The sequence below is a fragment of the Mycobacterium xenopi genome (genome assembly GCF_009936235.1).
Lineage (GTDB): Bacteria > Actinomycetota > Actinomycetes > Mycobacteriales > Mycobacteriaceae > Mycobacterium > Mycobacterium xenopi.
This window is the reverse complement of record NZ_AP022314.1, coordinates 2,453,080-2,471,171: the sequence shown is the minus strand read 5'-3', so window position 1 is coordinate 2,471,171 and position 18,092 is coordinate 2,453,080. Positions and strand designations below refer to the sequence as shown.

At 66.7% G+C, this 18,092-nt stretch carries 15 protein-coding genes and 3 pseudogenes; 8 read left to right on the top strand and 10 right to left on the bottom strand.

Annotation, left to right across the window (positions count from 1 at the left end; translation table 11 throughout):
• Positions 1-50 precede the first annotated feature (50 nt).
• Positions 51-398 carry a DoxX family protein gene (locus MYXE_RS11450; RefSeq protein WP_039890263.1) on the top strand — a complete coding sequence of 116 codons (348 nt, stop codon included), beginning with the start codon at positions 51-53 and terminating at the stop codon, positions 396-398.
• Between the two features lie 25 nt (positions 399-423).
• On the opposite strand, the gene pncA is transcribed toward MYXE_RS11450, so the two are convergent.
• On the bottom strand, positions 424-990 hold the full coding sequence (gene pncA / locus MYXE_RS11445) for a pyrazinamidase PncA (RefSeq protein ID WP_003921150.1): 567 nt from the start codon (positions 988-990) through the stop codon (positions 424-426).
• Between the two features lie 256 nt (positions 991-1,246).
• A complete protein-coding gene (locus MYXE_RS11440; RefSeq protein WP_003921151.1) occupies positions 1,247-1,489 on the bottom strand; it encodes a DUF6400 family protein in 243 nt (80 codons plus the stop codon).
• Between the two features lie 300 nt (positions 1,490-1,789).
• On the opposite strand from MYXE_RS11440, the gene MYXE_RS11435 reads away from it, so the two are divergent.
• Genes MYXE_RS11435 through MYXE_RS11425 form a run of 3 tightly spaced genes read left to right on the top strand, consistent with a single transcriptional unit; the run spans position 1,790 to position 4,849 of the window.
• The gene (locus tag MYXE_RS11435) at positions 1,790-3,061 is read left to right on the top strand and encodes a glycosyltransferase family 4 protein (RefSeq protein ID WP_085193995.1); all 1,272 of its coding nucleotides are present in this window, start codon (positions 1,790-1,792) and stop codon (positions 3,059-3,061) included.
• On the top strand, positions 3,055-3,786 hold the full coding sequence (locus tag MYXE_RS11430) for a class I SAM-dependent methyltransferase (RefSeq protein WP_003921153.1): 732 nt from the start codon (positions 3,055-3,057) through the stop codon (positions 3,784-3,786). The genes MYXE_RS11435 and MYXE_RS11430 overlap by 7 nt, the downstream gene beginning before the upstream one ends.
• Entirely contained in the window at positions 3,773-4,849 is a 1,077-nt protein-coding gene (locus MYXE_RS11425) for a prenyltransferase (protein WP_039890256.1), read from the top strand. The genes MYXE_RS11430 and MYXE_RS11425 overlap by 14 nt, the downstream gene beginning before the upstream one ends.
• On the opposite strand, the gene MYXE_RS11420 is transcribed toward MYXE_RS11425, so the two are convergent.
• Positions 4,827-5,441: a class I SAM-dependent methyltransferase gene (locus MYXE_RS11420; RefSeq protein ID WP_172468563.1), complete on the bottom strand. Its 615-nt coding sequence runs from the start codon at positions 5,439-5,441 to the stop codon at positions 4,827-4,829. The genes MYXE_RS11425 and MYXE_RS11420 overlap by 23 nt on opposite strands.
• Before the next feature lie 150 nt (positions 5,442-5,591).
• Here MYXE_RS11420 and MYXE_RS11415 point away from each other — a divergent pair, with 150 nt between their 5' ends.
• Positions 5,592-6,164 carry a TetR/AcrR family transcriptional regulator gene (locus tag MYXE_RS11415; protein ID WP_085193991.1) on the top strand — a complete coding sequence of 191 codons (573 nt, stop codon included), beginning with the start codon at positions 5,592-5,594 and terminating at the stop codon, positions 6,162-6,164.
• A 146-nt stretch (positions 6,165-6,310) separates the two neighbouring features.
• On the opposite strand, the pseudogene MYXE_RS11410 reads toward MYXE_RS11415, so the two are convergent.
• Positions 6,311-7,305, bottom strand: a pseudogene (locus tag MYXE_RS11410) (ERCC4 domain-containing protein).
• Between the two features lie 52 nt (positions 7,306-7,357).
• Positions 7,358-8,628 (bottom strand): IS3 family transposase gene (locus MYXE_RS11405; RefSeq protein WP_415624423.1). Its coding sequence is split into 2 segments (ribosomal slippage): positions 7,358-8,355 and positions 8,355-8,628, totalling 1,272 coding nucleotides; the frame shifts between segments, so codons are not numbered across the junction.
• 50 nt (positions 8,629-8,678) lie between these two features.
• Here MYXE_RS11405 and MYXE_RS11400 point away from each other — a divergent pair.
• Positions 8,679-9,185 (top strand): annotated as a pseudogene (locus MYXE_RS11400) (DUF6328 family protein); the annotation flags it as partial.
• A 62-nt stretch (positions 9,186-9,247) separates the two neighbouring features.
• Positions 9,248-10,057, top strand: coding sequence for a DoxX family protein (locus tag MYXE_RS11395; RefSeq protein WP_085194281.1), 810 nt, complete (start codon positions 9,248-9,250; stop codon positions 10,055-10,057).
• A gap of 40 nt (positions 10,058-10,097) precedes the next feature.
• Here the strand turns inward: MYXE_RS11395 and MYXE_RS11390 are convergent, their stop codons facing one another.
• The 4 genes from MYXE_RS11390 to MYXE_RS11375 are packed head-to-tail and all read right to left on the bottom strand — an operon-like array spanning position 10,098 to position 14,613.
• Positions 10,098-10,490, bottom strand: coding sequence for a DUF2784 domain-containing protein (locus MYXE_RS11390; protein WP_085194283.1), 393 nt, complete (start codon positions 10,488-10,490; stop codon positions 10,098-10,100).
• Between the two features lie 37 nt (positions 10,491-10,527).
• Positions 10,528-11,034: a gluconokinase gene (locus MYXE_RS11385; protein WP_232061590.1), complete on the bottom strand. Its 507-nt coding sequence runs from the start codon at positions 11,032-11,034 to the stop codon at positions 10,528-10,530.
• Between the two features lie 53 nt (positions 11,035-11,087).
• A complete protein-coding gene (locus tag MYXE_RS11380) occupies positions 11,088-13,118 on the bottom strand; it encodes a DUF7064 domain-containing protein (RefSeq protein ID WP_085194285.1) in 2,031 nt (676 codons plus the stop codon).
• Positions 13,108-14,613, bottom strand: coding sequence for a carboxylesterase/lipase family protein (locus tag MYXE_RS11375; protein ID WP_003921162.1), 1,506 nt, complete (start codon positions 14,611-14,613; stop codon positions 13,108-13,110). Before MYXE_RS11375 ends, MYXE_RS11380 begins: the two co-directional genes overlap by 11 nt.
• A 77-nt stretch (positions 14,614-14,690) precedes the next feature.
• On the opposite strand from MYXE_RS11375, the gene MYXE_RS11370 reads away from it, so the two are divergent.
• Entirely contained in the window at positions 14,691-15,377 is a 687-nt protein-coding gene (locus MYXE_RS11370; protein WP_085194287.1) for a hypothetical protein, read from the top strand.
• Between the two features lie 7 nt (positions 15,378-15,384).
• On the opposite strand, the pseudogene MYXE_RS11365 reads toward MYXE_RS11370, so the two are convergent.
• Positions 15,385-18,071, bottom strand: a pseudogene (locus MYXE_RS11365) (NAD-dependent epimerase/dehydratase family protein).
• Between the last annotated feature and the right edge of the window lie 21 nt (positions 18,072-18,092).

The window sequence follows — 18,092 nt, the reverse complement described above, 5'->3', positions numbered from 1 at the left end:
TCATGGAGGTGAGCACGTCCACCAAACGCGCCGTTGTAGAGGAGACCACCATGAGCCTATACATCGTCGTCACACTGCTCACCGCGGTCGTCACCGCAGCGATCGCCGTGGCGGACTACATCCCAGCTCAGTTCGTGCTGGCCAATTCGGCCCGGGTCGGGGTGCCGCGGTCGTGGCTGCCGATGCTGGGAACGCTCAAGCTCGCCGGAGCGCTCGGACTCGTCGCTGGCCTGTTCGGTCTGCGCATCCTCGGTGTGGCGGCTGCGGCGGGACTGGTGCTGTTCTTCATCGGCGCCGTCGTTACGCACGTTCGGGCACGGGTGCTCTCCAACATCGCGTTCCCGGGCGGCTATCTGCTGCTATCGGCCGCATCACTGGCGTTGGCGGCCACGCAGTGACCTGGGCCGGCGAAAGAGCGCCGGATCACCCGTCAACCGCTTTGGCCACCACGACTCCGGCGTCGCGCATCTCCTCGATGGCTGCGGCTGTCGAGTCTGGCGCCACCCCCGCGGTCAGGTCCACCAGCACCCGGGTCGACAATCCGGCGCGGGCGGCGTCTTCGGCGGTCGAGCGCACGCAGTGATCGGTAGCCAGGCCAACCACGTCGACCCGGTCGACGCCGTGTTGCCGCAGCCAGTCGAGCAGCGGCGTGCCGGACTCGTCGGTGCCTTCAAACCCGCTGTAACCAGCCGAGTAGGCGCCCTTGCGGAACACCGCCTCGATGCGGCTGGTGTCGAGGTCGGGGTGAAAGTCGGCGCCGGGACTGCCGGCCACGCAGTGCGGCGGCCACGAGGAGACGTAGTCGGGATGGTCGGAGAAGTGGTCACCGGGATCGATGTGATGGTCCTTCGTGGCGACCACATGCTGGTAGCCCGGCGCGGTGGCCAAGTAATCGTTGATGGCGCGGGCGATGGCCGCGCCGCCGGCCACCGGCAGTGCGCCGCCTTCGCAAAAGTCGTTTTGCACGTCGACGATGATCAACGCCCGCATAACTCCACCGTATCGCCGGCCGGTGGGCGCGGCTTGTGCTCAGGCGGCGGTGCGGCAACCGCGCCCCGGGCGGGTGTCCATCGACCAGAAGTGCGCACAGGTCGGGCACTGCAAGTGCAGCACCGCTGCCTCGTTACCGATCAGGTACTGCCAGTGAGTGTGGCAGTTGCGACCGCTCTGGCATTCGGCGCACGACGCGCCGTGGTCACAGTTGGGGCACGCCAACCAGGCGCGTCGGCATGCGTCGGCTTGCGGGTCAATCGGCAGCACGGTCCACCGCCCGGCGTGGCAACACCCCAGCCTTGACGAGCTCGTCGTAGTGGCGCTGCTGATCGGCGTCGAGGTCGGCGTAGAGCATCGCGTAGGCCTGTTCCTCTTCGGCCAATACTTGGACGGGGTCCCAGTCATCGCCGATCGCCTCAAACACCGCAGCACGCCGCCTGACCTCGTCCAAGGTCAGGTCGTAGACGAATTCAAGGCCATGTGAGTCGGTGGGCATGCTGCCTCTCCAGCGGGATTCCTCCAACCCAGGTGAGGCTTGCCTAACGTAGACGATTTACGCAATGACGCCGGTCACAGTCCGCGTTTGATCTGCGTCACACCCGCAAGTGGCGTCACCCGCGGCAGTTGTGCGCCGGCGCGGTCAGTAGCATCGGGAGGGTTTGACGTCCTGCGAGGTGCATTGCATCACGTAGGTTGTCAAATTATAGTCCAGACACGTGTCCAGACAGCTCGCCGAAGTCGTCGATGGTTCTGGGGCGACCGATGCGAGCGGTGCCATAACAGAACGGGCGTGAGCATGCGGATCGCTTTGCTGTCCTACCGCAGCAAGACACACTGCGGCGGACAGGGCGTCTATATCCGCTACCTAAGCAGCGGCCTCGTCGAGCTCGGCCACCGAGTCGAGGTGTTCTCCGGCCAGCCCTATCCCGAAGTGCTCGATCCCCGTGTGGTGCTTCGCAAAGTACCCAGCTTGGACATGTACCGGGAACCCGATCCGTTCCGGATTCCGCGCCCCAGCGAAATCCGCGATCGAATCGACCTTCTCGAATTGGCCACGGTGTGGACGGCAGGATTCCCGGAGCCGCGCACATTCAGCCTCCGGATGGCCCGACTGCTCGCCGACCGACAGCACGACTTCGACGTCGTCCATGACAACCAGAGCTTGGGCTTTGGGCTGCTTGATATTTCGGCGATGGGCTTTCCGGTAGTGGCCACTGTGCATCACCCGATCACCCGCGACCGGGTGCTGGAGTTATCGGCTGCGCGATGGTGGCGTAAACCATTGGTACACCGCTGGTATGGCTTCTTGAAAATGCAGCAGCGAGTCGCGCGCAGCATCCCGGATCTGGTCACGGTGTCGTCGTCGTCGGCTGCTGACATTACTGCGGACTTCGGGGTACGCCCCGACCAGCTGTGTGTCGTGCCGTTGGGCGTGGACACCGACCTATTCGCACCTGCTGACCAGCCGCGCGTGCCGGGCCGCATTATCGCCGTCGCCAGCGCCGACACCCCACTCAAGGGTGTGGGGCATCTGCTGCACGCGGTGGCCAGGCTGCGCGTTGACCACGACCTCGAGGTTCAGCTCGTGGCCAAGCTGGAGCCCAACGGACCCACCGAAAAGCTCATTGCCGAGCTCGGCATCTCCGATATCGTGCACACCTCCAACGGGCTCTCCGACGCCGAGCTGGCTCGTCTGTTGGCGTCTGCCGAAATTGCCTGTATTCCTTCGCTTTACGAGGGGTTCTCGCTTCCCGCCGTGGAGGCGATGGCCAGCGGCACCCCGATCGTGGCCAGCCGGGCCGGGGCATTGCCGGAGGTGCTCGGGCCCGATGGCAGCTGCGCCCGGTTGGTGCGACCGGGCGACACGGTCGACCTGATCCGGGTGCTCGGTGCTCTGCTGGCCTCGCCCGGCGAGCGGCAACGGCTCGGCGCGGCCGGTCGGCGGCGCGCGTTAGAGGTCTACAGCTGGGAATCCGTGGCCGCGCAGACGGTAGCCGTGTACGAACGTGCGATCGCCCGAAAAGCTCAGCAACGCGGTGTCGCCGACGTGGTGGGCGAGCCGTGCTGACGGTGGATTTCGACCGGCTGGGCATCGGTCCGGGAAGCGCGGTCATCGACGTCGGGTGCGGCGCTGGCCGGCATAGCTTCGAGGCGTATCGCCGCGGGGCCAACGTGATCGCCTTCGACCAGGACGCCGCCGAACTCGACAACGTCAGCAAGGTGTTGCGCGCCATGGCCGAGACCGGTGAGGCGCCGGCCTTCGCCGCGGCCGAGACCGTCGTCGGTGACGCGCTGGCGCTGCCCTATCCGGACGGCACTTTCGACTGCGTCATTGCATCGGAAATTCTCGAACATGTCCCGGCGGACGAGGTGGCCATCAACGAATTGACACGCGTGTTGAAGGCCGGCGGCACCTTGGCGGTCACCGTGCCGCGGTGGCTGCCCGAAAGAGTGTGTTGGCTGCTGTCCGACGAGTACCACACCAACGAGGGCGGCCACGTGCGGATCTACCGAGCCAGCACGCTGCGCGCCAAAATCATCGGCACCGGAATGCAATTCGTACATGCACATTACGCCCACGGACTGCACACACCGTTCTGGTGGTTGAAATGCCTTGTCGGACTGTCTCGTCCGGATCACCCGGCGGTAGCCGCTTATCACAAGCTGCTGGTGTGGGACATCACCCAGCGGCCTCGCATCACCAGGCTGGCCGAATCGATGCTTAACCCGCTACTGGGCAAGAGCATCGCGCTGTACTTCCAAAAACCGGTGCACGCCGTTGAGCTGGTATGACGCGCCGGGCGTGCCAGGCGTCCTCACCCCACAACAGTGTCGGCAGACCGCGGAATCAATTGCTGCGGTGCAGGAACCATCCGGTGCCATCCCATGGTCGCAGGGCGGGCATACCGATCCATGGGATCACGTCGAATGCGCGATGGCGCTCACCGCCGCAGGTCTCGTCGAGCCGGCCCGCAGGGCGTACGAGTGGTGCCGTCACCACCAGCGCGCCGACGGGTCATGGCCGATTCAGCTGCGGGCCGGTGTCGTCGAGGATGCCAACAGCGACAGCAACTTCTGCGCCTACATTGCGGTGGGTGTCTGGCACCATGTGTTGATCACCGGCGATCGCGGCTTCGCGGCTGCGATGTGGCCGACGGTGCGCGCAGCGATCGACTTTGTGCTGGAATTGCAGCTTGCAGGCGGCGAAATCTGCTGGGCCCGCGGTGAATCAGGACCGGTCCCTGAGGCGTTGTTGACCGGTTGCGCCAGCGTGTTCCACAGCATCCGCTGCGCGCTGGCCCTGGCGAACCACCTTGATCAACCGCAGCCCGAATGGGAGGTCGCACTGGGCCGGCTCGGACACGCCATCATCGCGCACCCGTCGGCGTTCACCGAAAAGCCGCATCATTCGATGGACTGGTACTACCCGATTCTCGGCGGCGCGCTGCGCGGCGCGGCGGCCGAAGCCCGGCTAGCCGAGCGCTGGGCCGATTTCGTTGTCGACGGCCTAGGTGTCCGTTGTGTCGATGACCGGCCGTGGGTCACCGGTGCGGAAACGTGTGAGTTGGTCTTGGCTTTGGACGCTATCGGCAACCGCCGGCAGGCGTTGCAGCAGTTCGCCGCCATGCAACACCTGCGCGAAACCGACGGCTCCTACTGGACCGGCCTGGTGTTCAGCGACGGCAAGCGCTGGCCGGTCGAGCGAACGACGTGGACGGGTGCAGCGGTGATATTGGCGGCCGACGCGTTGTCGTTGACCACACCTGGAAGCGGGATCTTCCGCGGTAGCGACCTGCCCCGCGGTCTTGAGGGCGATTACGACTGCGAGTGCGTCAGCAACTCGACGGATCGGTAAGCGCAGCGCCCGGTGTGCCAGTAGTGCGTTCGAGCACCCGCAACGATCCGGCGACCGAGACTTCGCGGAACTTCCCGCTTTGCAGGGCGCGGCAATAGATCTGGTACGGAGCCTGCCCGCCGTCGCGCGGATCGGGAAGGACGTCGTGGATGATCAGCGCGCCGCCGACCGTCACCCACGGTGCCCAGTTGTCGAAGTCTTGGTGAGCGGCGGCCTCGCTGTGGCCGCCATCGATGAACAGCAGCTGAAGCGGGGTGCGCCAGCCGCGGGCCACCAGCGCCGACTTGCCCACCACTGCGACCACGTTGTCGTCCAAGCCGGCCTCGTCGAGTGTGCGACGAAACGTGGGCAAGGTGTCGAAGCGGCCGCTGGCCTCATCGACCAGAGCGGGGTCGTGGTATTCCCACCCCGGCTGATGCTCTTCGGAGCCGTGATGGTGGTCGATCGTGTAGAGCACGCTGTCGCGGGCAACCGCAGCCGCGCCCAGCAACAGCGTGGACTTGCCGCAGTAAGTGCCGATTTCCAGGCCGATGCCATGGTCGAGGTAGCGCAGCGCGGCGTCATGCAGGGCCCTGCCCTCGTCGGCCGGCATGAAACCGGGAACCCGGTCGGCGAGCTCGAACAACCGGAGGGTCTGCTCGGCGGGCTGCGAGCCAGAGGTCACAAGTCGAACCTAACCGTCGCAATCGTCAGGAAGGGCGTCTGTTGCCGCCCATATTACGTTGTAGTAGTGTCCAGACACGTGTCTGACCCGGTGGCTCGGGAGTCGACCAGGCGCCGACTGACCGCCAAGCAAGCCGACACCGTCGAGCGGTTGGGCCGGGCGGCGATCGAGGTGCTCAGCCGAGAAGGCTTCTCCGGCTTGACTATTCGCCGCGTGGCCGCCGAGGCCGGGGTGGGCTCGGCCACCGCCTACACCTACTTCTCGTCCAAGGAACACCTCGTTGCCGAGGTTTTCTGGCGGCGGCTCGCCTCGACCTCGCCGCCCCGCGGCGATTCACCGGATCCCGTTGCGCGCGTTGTCGCGGTGCTGCGGCACATCGCGCTGCTTGTCGCCGACGAACCCGAGCTGGCCGGCGCGGTGACCAATGCCTTGCTGGGCAACGATCCTGAGGTCAAGCAGCTCCGGCTGCGCGTTGGCCGGGAGATTCACCAGCGGCTGGTCTCGGCGCTGGGTCCCGACTGCGATCCCGACGTGGTGGAAACCCTGGAGCTGTTGTACGCGGGCGCGCTGGTGCGCGCCGGGATGGGATACGCCTCCTACACCCAGATTGCCGATCGGCTGGAGAAGTCGGCCCGACTGCTCTTGGAATAAATGAGGCAGCCCATTGGCAGGGTGCCGGCTGGCATGATCCACAGATGGACGTCGACCTGAACCATCCCGGGTTTGATGCACACCTCGTTTCGTGTGACCGGTGTGCTTCCTGATCTGGTGGTGAGCGTAGTACGCGGCCGTAGACGCTAGGTTCGGTTCGACGAGTTGGTGTCGTACCAAGCAGTCCAGATCTCGGGGCGGAGCCGCCGCGGTCGGGTACCGGTAAGCCGGTGCCGCGAGCCCAGGCGCGGACTTCGGCGGTGGATGGCGTCGGCGCTGCGGGTGCCTGGTCGAGGTGGGCGATGTCGACTCTGATCGGTGAGATACGTTGCATGGCAGCGTGTTCGGTGGTCGCCCAGGCGTTGGCGGCGGCGAGGAACCGGTAGGTGTATTCCTCGGCGAGCTGGCGGGTCTCGCAGAACACGACGGGCACGTTCGGCCAGCGGATCTGCAACTCGGCGAGCCCGTCGGCGACCACCGCGGGCCGGATGCGGTCAAGCTTGAACAGCTGCGAGTAGCGATCCTCGATGACCACCGCCGCGCGCGGGAGCGCGGCTAGGTCGCCGACCTGGTAGCGCAGCTTGCCGCCGGTGAGGCTGGCTACCAGATCGACCAGTGACTTGCGTTCCACGCTGGCGACAAGCTGACCATCAACGACGATTCCGTAGTCCCCGCACGGCAGCGCCCGCTTGACCGTGGTGACCTGCTGGGTTGCGAACCGGTAGGCGTACTGCTCGTGGCTGTCGACCACGATCTGCAGCTCCTCGATGCCGTGCGCGCGGGCGGTCGGGGTGCGCACGTTCGGGCGTGCCTGTTTGCGGGTGCGCGGCGACTGCCAAAACACCACGTCGCGGCCCCGAGCCTGGGTGAACACGAGCTGGGAGCGGTTGTGCCGGGACCGGTCGGCGATCACGTCGATCGCTGCGCCGCGCCGACGACACGACCGCAACCGCACTCGTTCGACGATTACCGGATCGTCGGGCCACTCGTCCAGCGGTACCGGGTAGGCGAACAAAGCTTTTTCCCGCGGCCAGGTTCCCGACGTGCGGAACAGCAGGTCACCGCCACCGAGCGGGACCCTCAGCAACAACGGCAGCCTGGAGTCTTCATCCGGGTTGACCGCGATCAACAACTCCGCCACAAGTCCCGAGTCTGCCATCGGTGTTGGGTGACACCCCCGTCGCGACCCGAGCCTACGGACTGCTGATGGGGTCGCCGGCTTGCAGCCGGGCGTAGTACTCGGCCTCGGCTTCGGCTGGCGGGCGGCGGCCAAGGCGGTGCATGAGCCTGGCGGTGTTATACCAGTGCACCCACGCCGAGGTGATGTTCTCCAGGTCGGCGAGGGTGCGGATCGGTCCGGTGCGGAACGGGGAGCCCGCGCGCACGCACTCGGTTTTGTAGAGCCCGATCGTGGTTTCGGCCAACGCGTTATCGAGGGCGTCCCCGACAGTCCCGATCGACGGGACGAGTCCGGCCAGCATCAGTGTCTCAGTGAAATGTGTTGCGGTGTATTGTGATCCGGCATCGCTGTGATGAATCGTGTCACCGGTGAGCGGATGTCCCTGCCGCGCCCGGTATGCCGTGGCTTGGCGGATCGCCCGCTCGACGAAGGCGGTGTTCTTCGTCAACGAGCACTCCCAGCCCGCGATCAGCCCGGCATAGGCGTCGATTACGAATGCGGTGTAGCCGAACCCGCCGCCATCGAGCGGCACGTAGGTGAAGTCCGCCACGTCCAGCTCGTTGGGCCGCGATGCATGGAAGCGCCGCCGCACCAGGTCCGGCGCTCTCGCGGCGGCCGGATCGCGCTCGGTAGTGCGTATCGTCCGGGCGCGCGTGGCCCCGCGCCAGCCGTGCTTGCGCATGATCCGTTCGACCGTGCAGCGCGCCACCGGGATGCCCTGGCGCTGCAGGTGCGCCCACATCTTCAGGCTGCCGTACAGGCACTCCGGTGGGCGTTTGCCGTGCTCGTCAGGCTCATAGACGCCGGCGAGGATCTCGGTGATCGTGGTGTCCCACAGGGCCCGTTTTGACGGCGCCGACGACCGGTGTGCCCAGTAGGTGCGTGGGGCGATCGCCACGCCCTGGACACCCAGGGCGCGGCACATCGGTACGACCCCGAACCGGTCCTTGTGTTCGTCGATGAACTCGCAGATCAGCGGTGTAGCGGGTCGCACTCCCGCGCGAAGAAAGTTGTTGCGGCCTTTAGTATTTCGATCGTTTGCTCAAGTTCCTTGGTTTTGCGGCGCAGCTCCCGCAGCTCGCGTGCGGTCTCAGTCGGCACACCCGCAGCCTCACCGTCGTCCACCTCGGCCTGGCGCACCCATTTGCGCAGCGTCTCCGCGCTCATCCCCAACCGCGCCGAGATCGCGCGCATCGCCGCCCACTCGGTCTCGTAGTCATCGCGATGCTCTCGGACCAGCCGCACCGCCTTGGCCTTGGTGTTCTCATCGTACTTGCTCGGCATCGTGCCATCCTTCCCTCAAAAGAAGGTGTGCACGAAACCCGGGACGGTTCAACCATCCTGAACGCGACCAGCAATGGGATTACGCCGCGCGCAAGGAGACCGAAACCGAACGGCTGGATCGCAATTGGGCCAGTCTGTTGCAAGAGCTGCGGGTTGTGCAGACCGGTGTCCAGTTATTGACCGGCTTCCTGTTGACGTTGCCGTTCCAGGAGCCGTTTAGAGCGTTGAGTGTGACGATGCGCTCGGTGTACCTCGCGACAGTCGTCTGCTCGGTCGCCTCTACGGTGCTGCTGGTCGCTCCGGTCGCGATGCACCGGTTGCTGTTTCGCCGGCATCGGCTGAAATCGCTGGTGTCGACCGCGCACCGGTTGGCCTACACAGGGTTGTTGCTCCTAGGATTCGCGCTCACCGGCGTCACCATGGTGATCTTCGACGCCGTCGCCGGTAGTGCTGCCGCGGTCATCGCCTGCGTCTGCGCGCTGATCGCCCTAGCGGGTTTCTGGGTGGTGCTTCCGTTGTGGATGCGCTCGGGAAGTGGTGACCTGCCGGTCCGCTGACGCGGCCCACCCAAGCCACGCCCACCGGTTTGCGTGCGGGTCAACGCGGGAACACCGCGGCCATGCTGATCCGCAGAATTGCCCGGCCGCTGTTGTCGGCGGTGTTCATCGGCCAAGGTATAGAGACATTGCGAAACCCGAGCGCGTCCGTCGACGCCGCGCGCCCCGCCGCGGCGGGTCTGCGCAGGCTGCCGGAGCCCGTTGGTACCAAGGTGCCCTCCGACGACGAGACTTTCGCACGCCTCAACGCGGCTGTCCAGGTCGGCGGCGGCGTTTTGCTCGCGACCGGCAAGCTCCCCCGCATCGCGTCTGCCGTGCTGGCATGCACGGTAATCCCGGGGAGCCTTGGCGCGCATATGTTTTGGACCGAACCGGATCCGCAGCGCAAAGCCGAGAAACGGCGTGACTTCCTGACCGATCTAAGCCTGCTGGGCGGACTGATCATTGCGTCCGCCGACACGGCCGGCAAGCCGTCGTTGGGATGGCGTGGCCGACAGGCGGCGAGCCGGATTTCTGAGGCGGTGACCGAGGCGCTGCCGCTCGGCGGGTCTAACGAACCCTTGCTGGACACCGAGGGTTTGGGGGAGAAAATCGGACACGGTATCCAGGTGGGCGCCGAACGAGGTCGGGAGCTTGCCAGCGCGGCGGCAGAAAAAAGCGCCCCCCTGGTGGAGGCCGCCCGCAGGCGAGGCGGCGAATGGGCCGACAGCGGTCGGGTACGCGAACTCGCCGAAACCGCTCGTCAGCGGGGCGCCGAACTTGTCCAAACCGCCCGCGAGCGGGGAAGCGAGCTCGCCGAAACCGCCCGGGAGCGAGGCGAGGAATTAGCGGGCGCGGCGCGCAAGCGGGTCAAGACCCGGCGGAAGCGCTAAGAGACGCCACGGCGGCGGGGCGTTGCGCATGCGGCGGTCGTCACCGCACGCGGTCGGATGCCCCTCGATGGGCGCGCACCGGGACATGCCGGCCATGCCAGGCATATAACGCCCACGACGCGACGATCACGGCGAACGCTGCCAGCTGCACGGCGTTCGCCCAACTAACGGGATAGAGCACTCCGGTGATGTAGTGGGCGATGAACCCCTTCGGCGGCAGCGGCGGCATGCCGGCGTGACGCCGCGCCCAGCGTTCCAGTCCGGTCAAAGGACAGCCCACATGGCCCACCACGCTGGCCGCGCCCCAAAGTACCGCTGCGATGTGCAGCCACAGCGTGCGGCGCCAGCGCAGTGCGATGAAGCCGCCGACGACGACGTAGCAGATGAAGGCGACGTGCGTGATCGCCGTCAGCACCACCGCGATCTGGTACATCGTTGCGCCGCCTCCCACTCGGGGATACCACCGCATGCTAGCCACCGCTAGCTGTCCCGGCGCCGCCGCCGCGCGGTGGCGCGAATCCGGCCAGAAAGGTCTCGACGATGGCGTCGACGCTTTGGTCGACGTCGACGGTGACCCCGCGCTCGTCCGGTCCGAGGGGCTCCAGCGTGTCGAACTGCGAGTCCAGCAGCGTCGCGGGCATGAAATGGCCTGTCCTGCCGGCCTGGCGGTGACGGATAAGCTCCGGCGAGCCGCTCAGGTGCAGAAATTCGACGTCGGGGCAGTGTGAACGCAACTGGTCGCGGTATTTGCGCGTGAGCGCCGAGCAGCTCGTCACACCGCCGTCACGGTGAGCGGCCAGCCACTTGCCGACTGCCTCCAGCCACGGGAACCGGTCTTGGTCGTTCAACGGCTCACCGGCGGCCATTTTGGCGATATTCGCGCGCGGGTGGAATGCGTCGGCATCCGCGAACGGGACCCCCAGCCGCCGGGCCAACGCAGCGCCCACCGTGGACTTGCCCGAGCCGGACACACCCATGACCACGATGGGTCCGGGCCCCCGACTGCTTCGGTCTCGACGCTTCGATTGGCTCAGGTCGGCGTCGGCTGCCATCGGGTGCGGTTCCATTCCAGCCAACCAACCCCGTGACGGCCATCGGCTGTGGTCGCGGTGACCCACGCGCGGGGAAACTGGCTCACTCGCCCGTCGTCGGCCACAAGCAACAACGGAGCGTGTCCGCGCACAGCGGCGGTCGCAGCGATGTCACCGGGTTCGACGCTCACCGTTGCGGCTACGGGTAAGCCGTTGGAATCAAACGATTCTCGGCTTGTCACCGTGTGCAGCTCAACGAGCTGCCGGTCTTTTTGTTGAAGGTAGCCGACGCAGAGCTTCGGCGCGCCCGGAATCCGGATGTCCACGCCATGCAGATGCGTGCCGTCGTCCAGATGCAGCGCACTCCACAGCCAGTCCATGGCCCACCAGTCGCGCACACCCCACGAGTGGTCACGCTGACCGGGCACCTCATCGAGCATGTACTCGGTGTCCTCGACGGTCACGCTTCCCGACACCCTGCACGGAATTTCGTAGCGTGTGGTCAACCGATACCGATAGGGCGTGCCGTCAGTCGCCCAGGTCAAGTTCGCCGCCACCGCCACGGGGCGACCGGGTTCTCCACGCAGCAGAGCCCCGGGGTCGGTATAGGACTGGCCTCGTGCCTGCAGCGCGACCCGATACGTCTGCAACGGGTCAGTGGCGGCGTGGGTGAAATCGATGGTGGCGGTTCGCACATGCCACGGATCGGCCGGAAACGGAACGTCGAAGTCGACCACGGCGATAGTGGGGCTGTCGGGACCACACAACAATGCGTGCATCCACGCGGTGCGCTGGTTGGGTATCAAGCCGATCCGCACCCAGCCGCCGAATCCCTGTGCGGCGTCGACGAAATCGGCATACCAGCTTTCGCTCCACAATGGTTCCCCGGTGGCGGTGTGCACGGACTCGTCGGTGTGGACCGGGGTCAACGGCATGGGCGACGTCGGGGACAACGTGGCCAGCGCGTCGGTGTCCAACACGTGCTGGCAGTGCCGTTGCAGCATCGTCATGAACAGCGCGTCGCCGCGCTCGGTGCGTTCGACCAACATCGCTGACACGATCGCCATCATCACGCCGAAAAAGCTCTGCCCGCGCACGCCCTCGTACACGTCGGCCAACGTCAGCGGCGCATCGGGCCCGAGTGCGTCGTGGTAGGCGCTTAGCAGATCGTCATACAGCGCCCGCCGATCAGCCACCGGCAGTGCGCAACCAACGAAATACGCCAGGTCGGTCAATGCCGGACCCCAGGTGACGGTCTGCCAATCCACCACCGTCAGCGGCCGATCGGCCCCGGCGGCGCCGAACAACAAGTTGTCCAGCCGGTAGTCGCCGTGCAGCAGCCCGTCAATGCGCCGCTCACCCGAATCGCCGGCGAGGTAGGAGTCGAATCCATTGACCAGCCGTTCGCACACTTCGTGGTGCTCCGGTGAAATCCGGTCACCGTAACGGTCGAGGAACCCCGCGTAAAGCTGGGTCATCAACGCCTGGTTGATGGGGGCGTCACGGTTGAGCCACGCCGCGTCGGCCAAGCCGATATCACTGAACAACTGGCCCTGTAAGCGGCCCAACTCCGCAACGGCGACCATGGCTTGTGACGTTGTGGCGCCGCGGATTTCGTCACCGACGACAGCGGGGCTGGCGTCGCCGAGCAATACATCGAACGCGCCGGCCGCCGCGTCGAACGCGGTGTGGTAGCACGGCGCGAGCGGCCCATGCACGCGCGGCGCGATTTCGCGGTAGAAGCGCACTTCACGCTCGTAGAGTCCCAGTGTCAGGCCGGTCTGGCGGCTCACCGGATCGGTGGCGGCCACCTTCAAGACCACCGACGGCGGCCCAACCGGGGTTTCGCCGCTGTAGGCCAGTTCGATGCGGTAGCACTCGCTCATCTGACCGGTACCGATGCGCTCGACACCAAACCCGGCGATCGGTATGCCGAGTATGCCGGTCAGCCAGTCGGCGCTGAGGTCGCTTGGTTTTTCGACTACTTTCGCCGGCTCCGCTGTTGGGGCAGCAAAGTTTTCATTGCGCAACGGAGAACCCCTCCCACGCCATGCGGCGCTCGGGGTGTGGGTCGAATTCGAGATGCGACGTGCGGTCGAAAACCATCACCGCGCGATCGGCATCGGTGTAGGCGGGCCAGCCGTCACCGGGTATCCCGGTGCGGCTGAACGCCAGCCAACGGCCCTGTACCTCTTTGGTGACGCGCCGCGCTGCTCGGCGATCGACACCGGCGGTGAGCAACGCCCCGAACTTGCTGCGGTAAATGCCAAAGACCGCAAGCAGTTCGGTGGCGTGGGTGGCTCCCAAACCGGCCCAGTGCAGTGGGCGGGGCGCAAAGTCGTATCTGTACAGGTAGGCCGGCGCGTACTTGCCGTGGGCCTCGGCGATCTGCCAGGCGGCCGAGCCGAAGGCGAAGTCTCCGCCGAGGCGCACGCAGGCAGATCTATCGGGATAGCCCGGGTAGGCGGCGGTAATGCGTTCCCGGGCAGCCGGATCCGCGTCGGCCAGCAGCGCCTCGACCATCGGCTCGGTGGTCGGCAGCAGCGGGAGGAAACGAGTGAACAGGCGGCCCTCGTCTGCGTTGGTGCCCACGATGAGCGGCACACGGTGTGCTTCGCCGCGCCGCATCGCCTCCACCGGGTCCAGCGGCAGACAATCGTCGCCGACGGCGGGACCAATCGGGAATGCACCAAGCCGCTGTTCCATGCCCTGGTCGATCAGACGGTTCTGGGCCGCCACCAGTTCGGCCGGCGACGCCTGCATCAGCACGTGGGCGGCGTCTTCCCGGCGCACACCCAGTTGGGTCGCGAACCGGGTCGCGAACTCGGTTGCCACCTCACGAGAACGCACCATCCCGCTTGCCGGGCTTTCTGAAATAGCCTGATGGAAAAGACCTTTGGCCGCAGGCACGGCGAGCAGCGTGGCGACAGCGTGGGCACCGGCGCTTTCCCCGAAAATGGTGACGTTGCCCGGGTCACCGCCGAACACCGCGATGTTGTCGCGGACCCAGCGCAGCGCCATCACCAAGTCGCGCAGGAAGAGGTTGCTGTCGATGGTGATTTCCGGTGTCGACAGTGACGACAGGTCCAGGCAGCCCAGCGCGCCGAGCCGGTAGTTCACCGACACGTAGACGCAACCGCGGCGGGCCAGCCCCGCACCGTCATACAGCGGGGTGGCCGAGCTGCCCAGGATGTAACCGCCGCCGTGGATGAAAACCAGGACCGGCAACGCCTGGTCGCCGACAGATTCCGGGGTCACGACGTTAAGCGTCAGGCAGTCCTCACTCATGGGCTGGTATTTGCCCACACCGATGATCGTGTAACGGCGTTGCTGCGGTGCACAGTTGGTGAACCCGTGGCAGTGCCGCACACCCGGCCACGGCTCGGGTGGTTGCGGGGCCCGGAACCGCAGCGGCCCGACCGGCGGCCGGGCATAGGGGATGGAGCGCCACCTGTTCACACCGTCGCGAGTGAAGCCTTCCACGGTGCCGGTGGCTGTGGTGACGCGGACGGTGTGTTCGTGCATGACCCCGACCGTAGCGAACTGGATCTGTCGACATGCGGCTGCGGTCGCAATCAGCTCGGTGCCGCTAGCCTGACGGGATGCGCATCGTTGTGGTGTTGGTTGCGTCGCTGCTGGTCGCCGGGTGTTCACTGGTGGGCGGTCGGTCCGCCCAAAGCACTAGCTCGGCACGGCCGAGCACGTCCGCAAAGGGCGCGACCGCCGCCCCGCCGACGGCCGAGCCGCCGATTCGGTCGACCGCGCCGCAACCGGGCACGCCGATCTCCGATGTGATCGCGTGGATCGAGGCTGCTGAACCCGCCGACGCCGACCGCTATCACAGCGCGACCCGCGACGGCGCCACCACCGATCTCGGTCAAGACATCGCGTTCACCGCACCAGACCACAACGTGCGTTGCATAACCGACTCCAAGCACACCGGCGCCACGTTGTCCTGCCTGGTCCGGCTGACCAATCCCCCACCGCCACCGACCGCCGTCTACGGCGAATGGCATGGCGGCTGGGTCGATTTCGACGGCACCAGTGTGCAAGTGGGCTCGGCCCACGGTGACCCCGGACCTTTTATCAACGGTGACGGCCCCGAACTTCCGTCCGGTAAGTCGCTGGCGTTTGACGATTTCCGTTGTCGCACTGATCAAACCGGTGTGTTCTGCGTCAACTACGCCCACCGGTCAGCGGTGCGGCTCGCTGCTGCCGGTATCGAGCCGTTCGGCTGCTTACAGCCGGTACCGCCACCGGAGGGTGTCGGCGAAAAGTTCAGCTGCTAGCGGACGGTTACTCGGAGTTCGTTGCAGCAGAATCGATTTCGGCGGTGTGATCAGCGAGCTCCAGCAACCGAATCTCACCGGTAGCGCCGTCGACGTCGACGAGAGCTCCCGGGGCAGCCGCCGGGTGGCGCCGGCGGCGTCGACCACGCACGGGAACCCGAACTCGCGGGCCACCACGGCAGCATGTGACATCGGCCCACCGAGTTCGGTCACCACGGCGGCCGCATACGAGAACGCGGTGGTGTAGCCGACGTCGGTGACCTCGGCGACGAGAATCTCACCGGGCTGCAGCTCGCTGATGGTCTGCGGTCGCACGATGCGAACGCGGCCGCGGACGCGTCCGCCACACACCCCGAGGCCGTGCAAGCTTTGCCCGGGCGTGAGAACCGTCGCCAGCGCGGTACCGGGCTGCCAGCGGCCGCTGAACACCGGGGGCGGAACAACCTTCATCAGTCGACGTTGTTCGGCGCGGCGCCGCGCCACCAGCTCCGAAGCGTCGGCGGGAACAGCGTCGAGCTCGTCGACCAGCAGGTAGAACACGTCATCGACGGTCTTCAACACACCGGACTCAACCAGCCGATGTCCGTATTCGCGAAGCAGACCACGCAATACCCAAATGGCGCGGATCAGTCTGTCGCGGCGGGCTTCGCGTTCACGCAGTTGGCGGGCGGACAGCGCCGCGACGGGACGGCCCCACACCGGAATGTTCGGTTGCGAGGATCGCGGCGCGTCCGGTGCGTCTACCGACTTGGCCACCATGCCCAGCAACAACTCGGGGTTGTCGGCGTAACTGGTCGAACGCATCTCGGCTTCCGCCGGGCCGCGGTGCCCGATCAGCGCCAGCTCATGTTGAACCGCGGCGTGAAACTCTGGCGCGTACTTGGACAGCGCGTCGAGGTGGTCACCGGGTTGCGCCAGGATGCGGGGCACCTCCGGGTCGCGGCGCGCCGCGGCAACCAGCCGGTGAATCGCGGCCAGCGGTCGCGCGCTGACCAACTCCGGTCCCGCCACCGGCACAGCACCGGGCCCGCACACGCCTCGCAGGATGGAATTGAACGCCGCGCACAGCATGAACGACCCGGATGCCAGCACCCACCCGTCCACGGCATGATCGCGCGCCAGCAAGATCAGGCTGAGCAGCCGGCGGTCATCGAGCCGGGTCACATCGCGGCCCGCGAGCTGTTCTAGGCGGTCGACGTCGGCAATGTAGTCGGCGGTATCGTGCGCCGATCCGGCGCTGAGGCCCACCAGGTTGACGCCGAACACCCCGATATTGCGAAGTGTGCGCGCTTGTCTTGCAAGCAAACCGGTCTGGGGCAGCGGATGCTGGTCGCCGAAGATCGGCAAGTCCGCCACGCTGGGGCCGAAATACCCGCTGTTGGCCACGATCGTCGCCGGCTTGACGAACGGCACTGTCTGGGCCATGAAATGAGCCGACGTGATGCCCCCGTAGAGTCGGTGAGCGAACACGGCGACGGTGCGCATCGCTATTTCCCGTTGGATCAACCCCCCGGGGCGCAGCCGCCCAGCGATGCCCGCACCGCTCGCCCGCAGCCCGCGCACGGTCACCGAAAACGACGACGGCGAAAACGGTCCGGGCAGCGCTTCGGACAAGTTGGTCGCGATGAATGTCGGGAATCGCGGATCGATCGGGGTGTCGAACTCGCCGTTTTCCCCCTCGGGCCCGGCCAGCACGGGCAGCTTTCCGTCGGCGGCGGGAGCATCTGCCACGGGGATGTCTTGGATGCGGGAGATCCGCCACGGCAGCGATATCACCCGCTTCCCGACGGTGACGCGGCCCCGCAGCCCGAGCGCGAGGTCCTCGACGCATTCATTGGCATTCCAGGCGGGTGTGCACCCCCACCGGTCGCGCAACCGCGAAGTGTCCATCAGCGGCGCGTCTTGGACGAGGCTCAGCGTGTCGAAAAAAGTTGCTGCACAACCGCGCAGCAGCTTCGAAGCAGGATCGAAGTGGAGCGCGATGACCCGCCGTCCGAGGGCGGCTGCGACCTCGCGAAAGGCCGGCTCGCCGGGGGCGGCCAGGTTGACCGGCCCGCTACCGATGCCGGTATCCAACGCGGCCCGGGCAAGTACCCGAAGGGCGTCGTCGGTGTGCACCACCTGCAACCGCCCGCCCGCCGATCCGTCAATATCGGGAAACACCGGGCACGCCAGCAGCCGCTGCACCCAGTTGTCGACATCACGGCCGACGATGAGCGCCGACCGGATGGCCACCCATTCTGCTCCGGACGCGGCCAGCATCTCTTCGGCTCGAGCTTGGTGACGGCCCACGGCGCTAACGGGGTTCAGCTCGTCGTGCTCGCCCGCCGGCGCTGTCCCGGCTCGCTGCATGCCGTACACGTGCGCCGACGATACGAAAACAATGCGCCGAGCACCGGACTTGGCCATGGCGGCAAGCACATTGGCGGTCCCACCGATGTTGACTTCCCGGCTGCGCGGGTCGTCGGCGGGTCGGCTGGCCGCCCACGCGCAATGTGCGACGACCTCGGCACCCGCGATGGCACGCCGGACAGCGGCTGCGTCGCGGATATCCCCGGGCACGAACTGTGCTGCGCTGGGCCAGCTTTCGGGCCGATGCCGTGCGAGTCCGACGACGTCGTGGCCGCTGCTGAGCATCCGCGCGACGAGTCCGCGGCCGAGTACGCCGCTGGCCCCGGTGACCGCGACCCTCACTGGTTGGCCTTCGACCGCATC

What these genes read in the sequence shown, in the direction of transcription:
- MYXE_RS11440 (WP_003921151.1), bottom strand. Translation starts at nt 1,489, where the DNA reads ATGCCCACCGACTCACATGGCCTTGAATTCGTCTACGACCTGACCTTG.
- pncA (WP_003921150.1), bottom strand. Translation starts at nt 990, where the DNA reads ATGCGGGCGTTGATCATCGTCGACGTGCAAAACGACTTTTGCGAAGGC.
- MYXE_RS11370 (WP_085194287.1), top strand. Translation starts at nt 14,691, where the DNA reads ATGCGCATCGTTGTGGTGTTGGTTGCGTCGCTGCTGGTCGCCGGGTGT.
- MYXE_RS11375 (WP_003921162.1), bottom strand. Translation starts at nt 14,613, where the DNA reads ATGCACGAACACACCGTCCGCGTCACCACAGCCACCGGCACCGTGGAA.
- MYXE_RS11390 (WP_085194283.1), bottom strand. Translation starts at nt 10,490, where the DNA reads ATGTACCAGATCGCGGTGGTGCTGACGGCGATCACGCACGTCGCCTTC.
- MYXE_RS11450 (WP_039890263.1), top strand. Translation starts at nt 51, where the DNA reads ATGAGCCTATACATCGTCGTCACACTGCTCACCGCGGTCGTCACCGCA.
- MYXE_RS11395 (WP_085194281.1), top strand. Translation starts at nt 9,248, where the DNA reads ATGCTGATCCGCAGAATTGCCCGGCCGCTGTTGTCGGCGGTGTTCATC.
- MYXE_RS11435 (WP_085193995.1), top strand. Translation starts at nt 1,790, where the DNA reads ATGCGGATCGCTTTGCTGTCCTACCGCAGCAAGACACACTGCGGCGGA.
- MYXE_RS11385 (WP_232061590.1), bottom strand. Translation starts at nt 11,034, where the DNA reads ATGGGTGTGTCCGGCTCGGGCAAGTCCACGGTGGGCGCTGCGTTGGCC.
- MYXE_RS11420 (WP_172468563.1), bottom strand. Translation starts at nt 5,441, where the DNA reads ATGCCGGCCGACGAGGGCAGGGCCCTGCATGACGCCGCGCTGCGCTAC.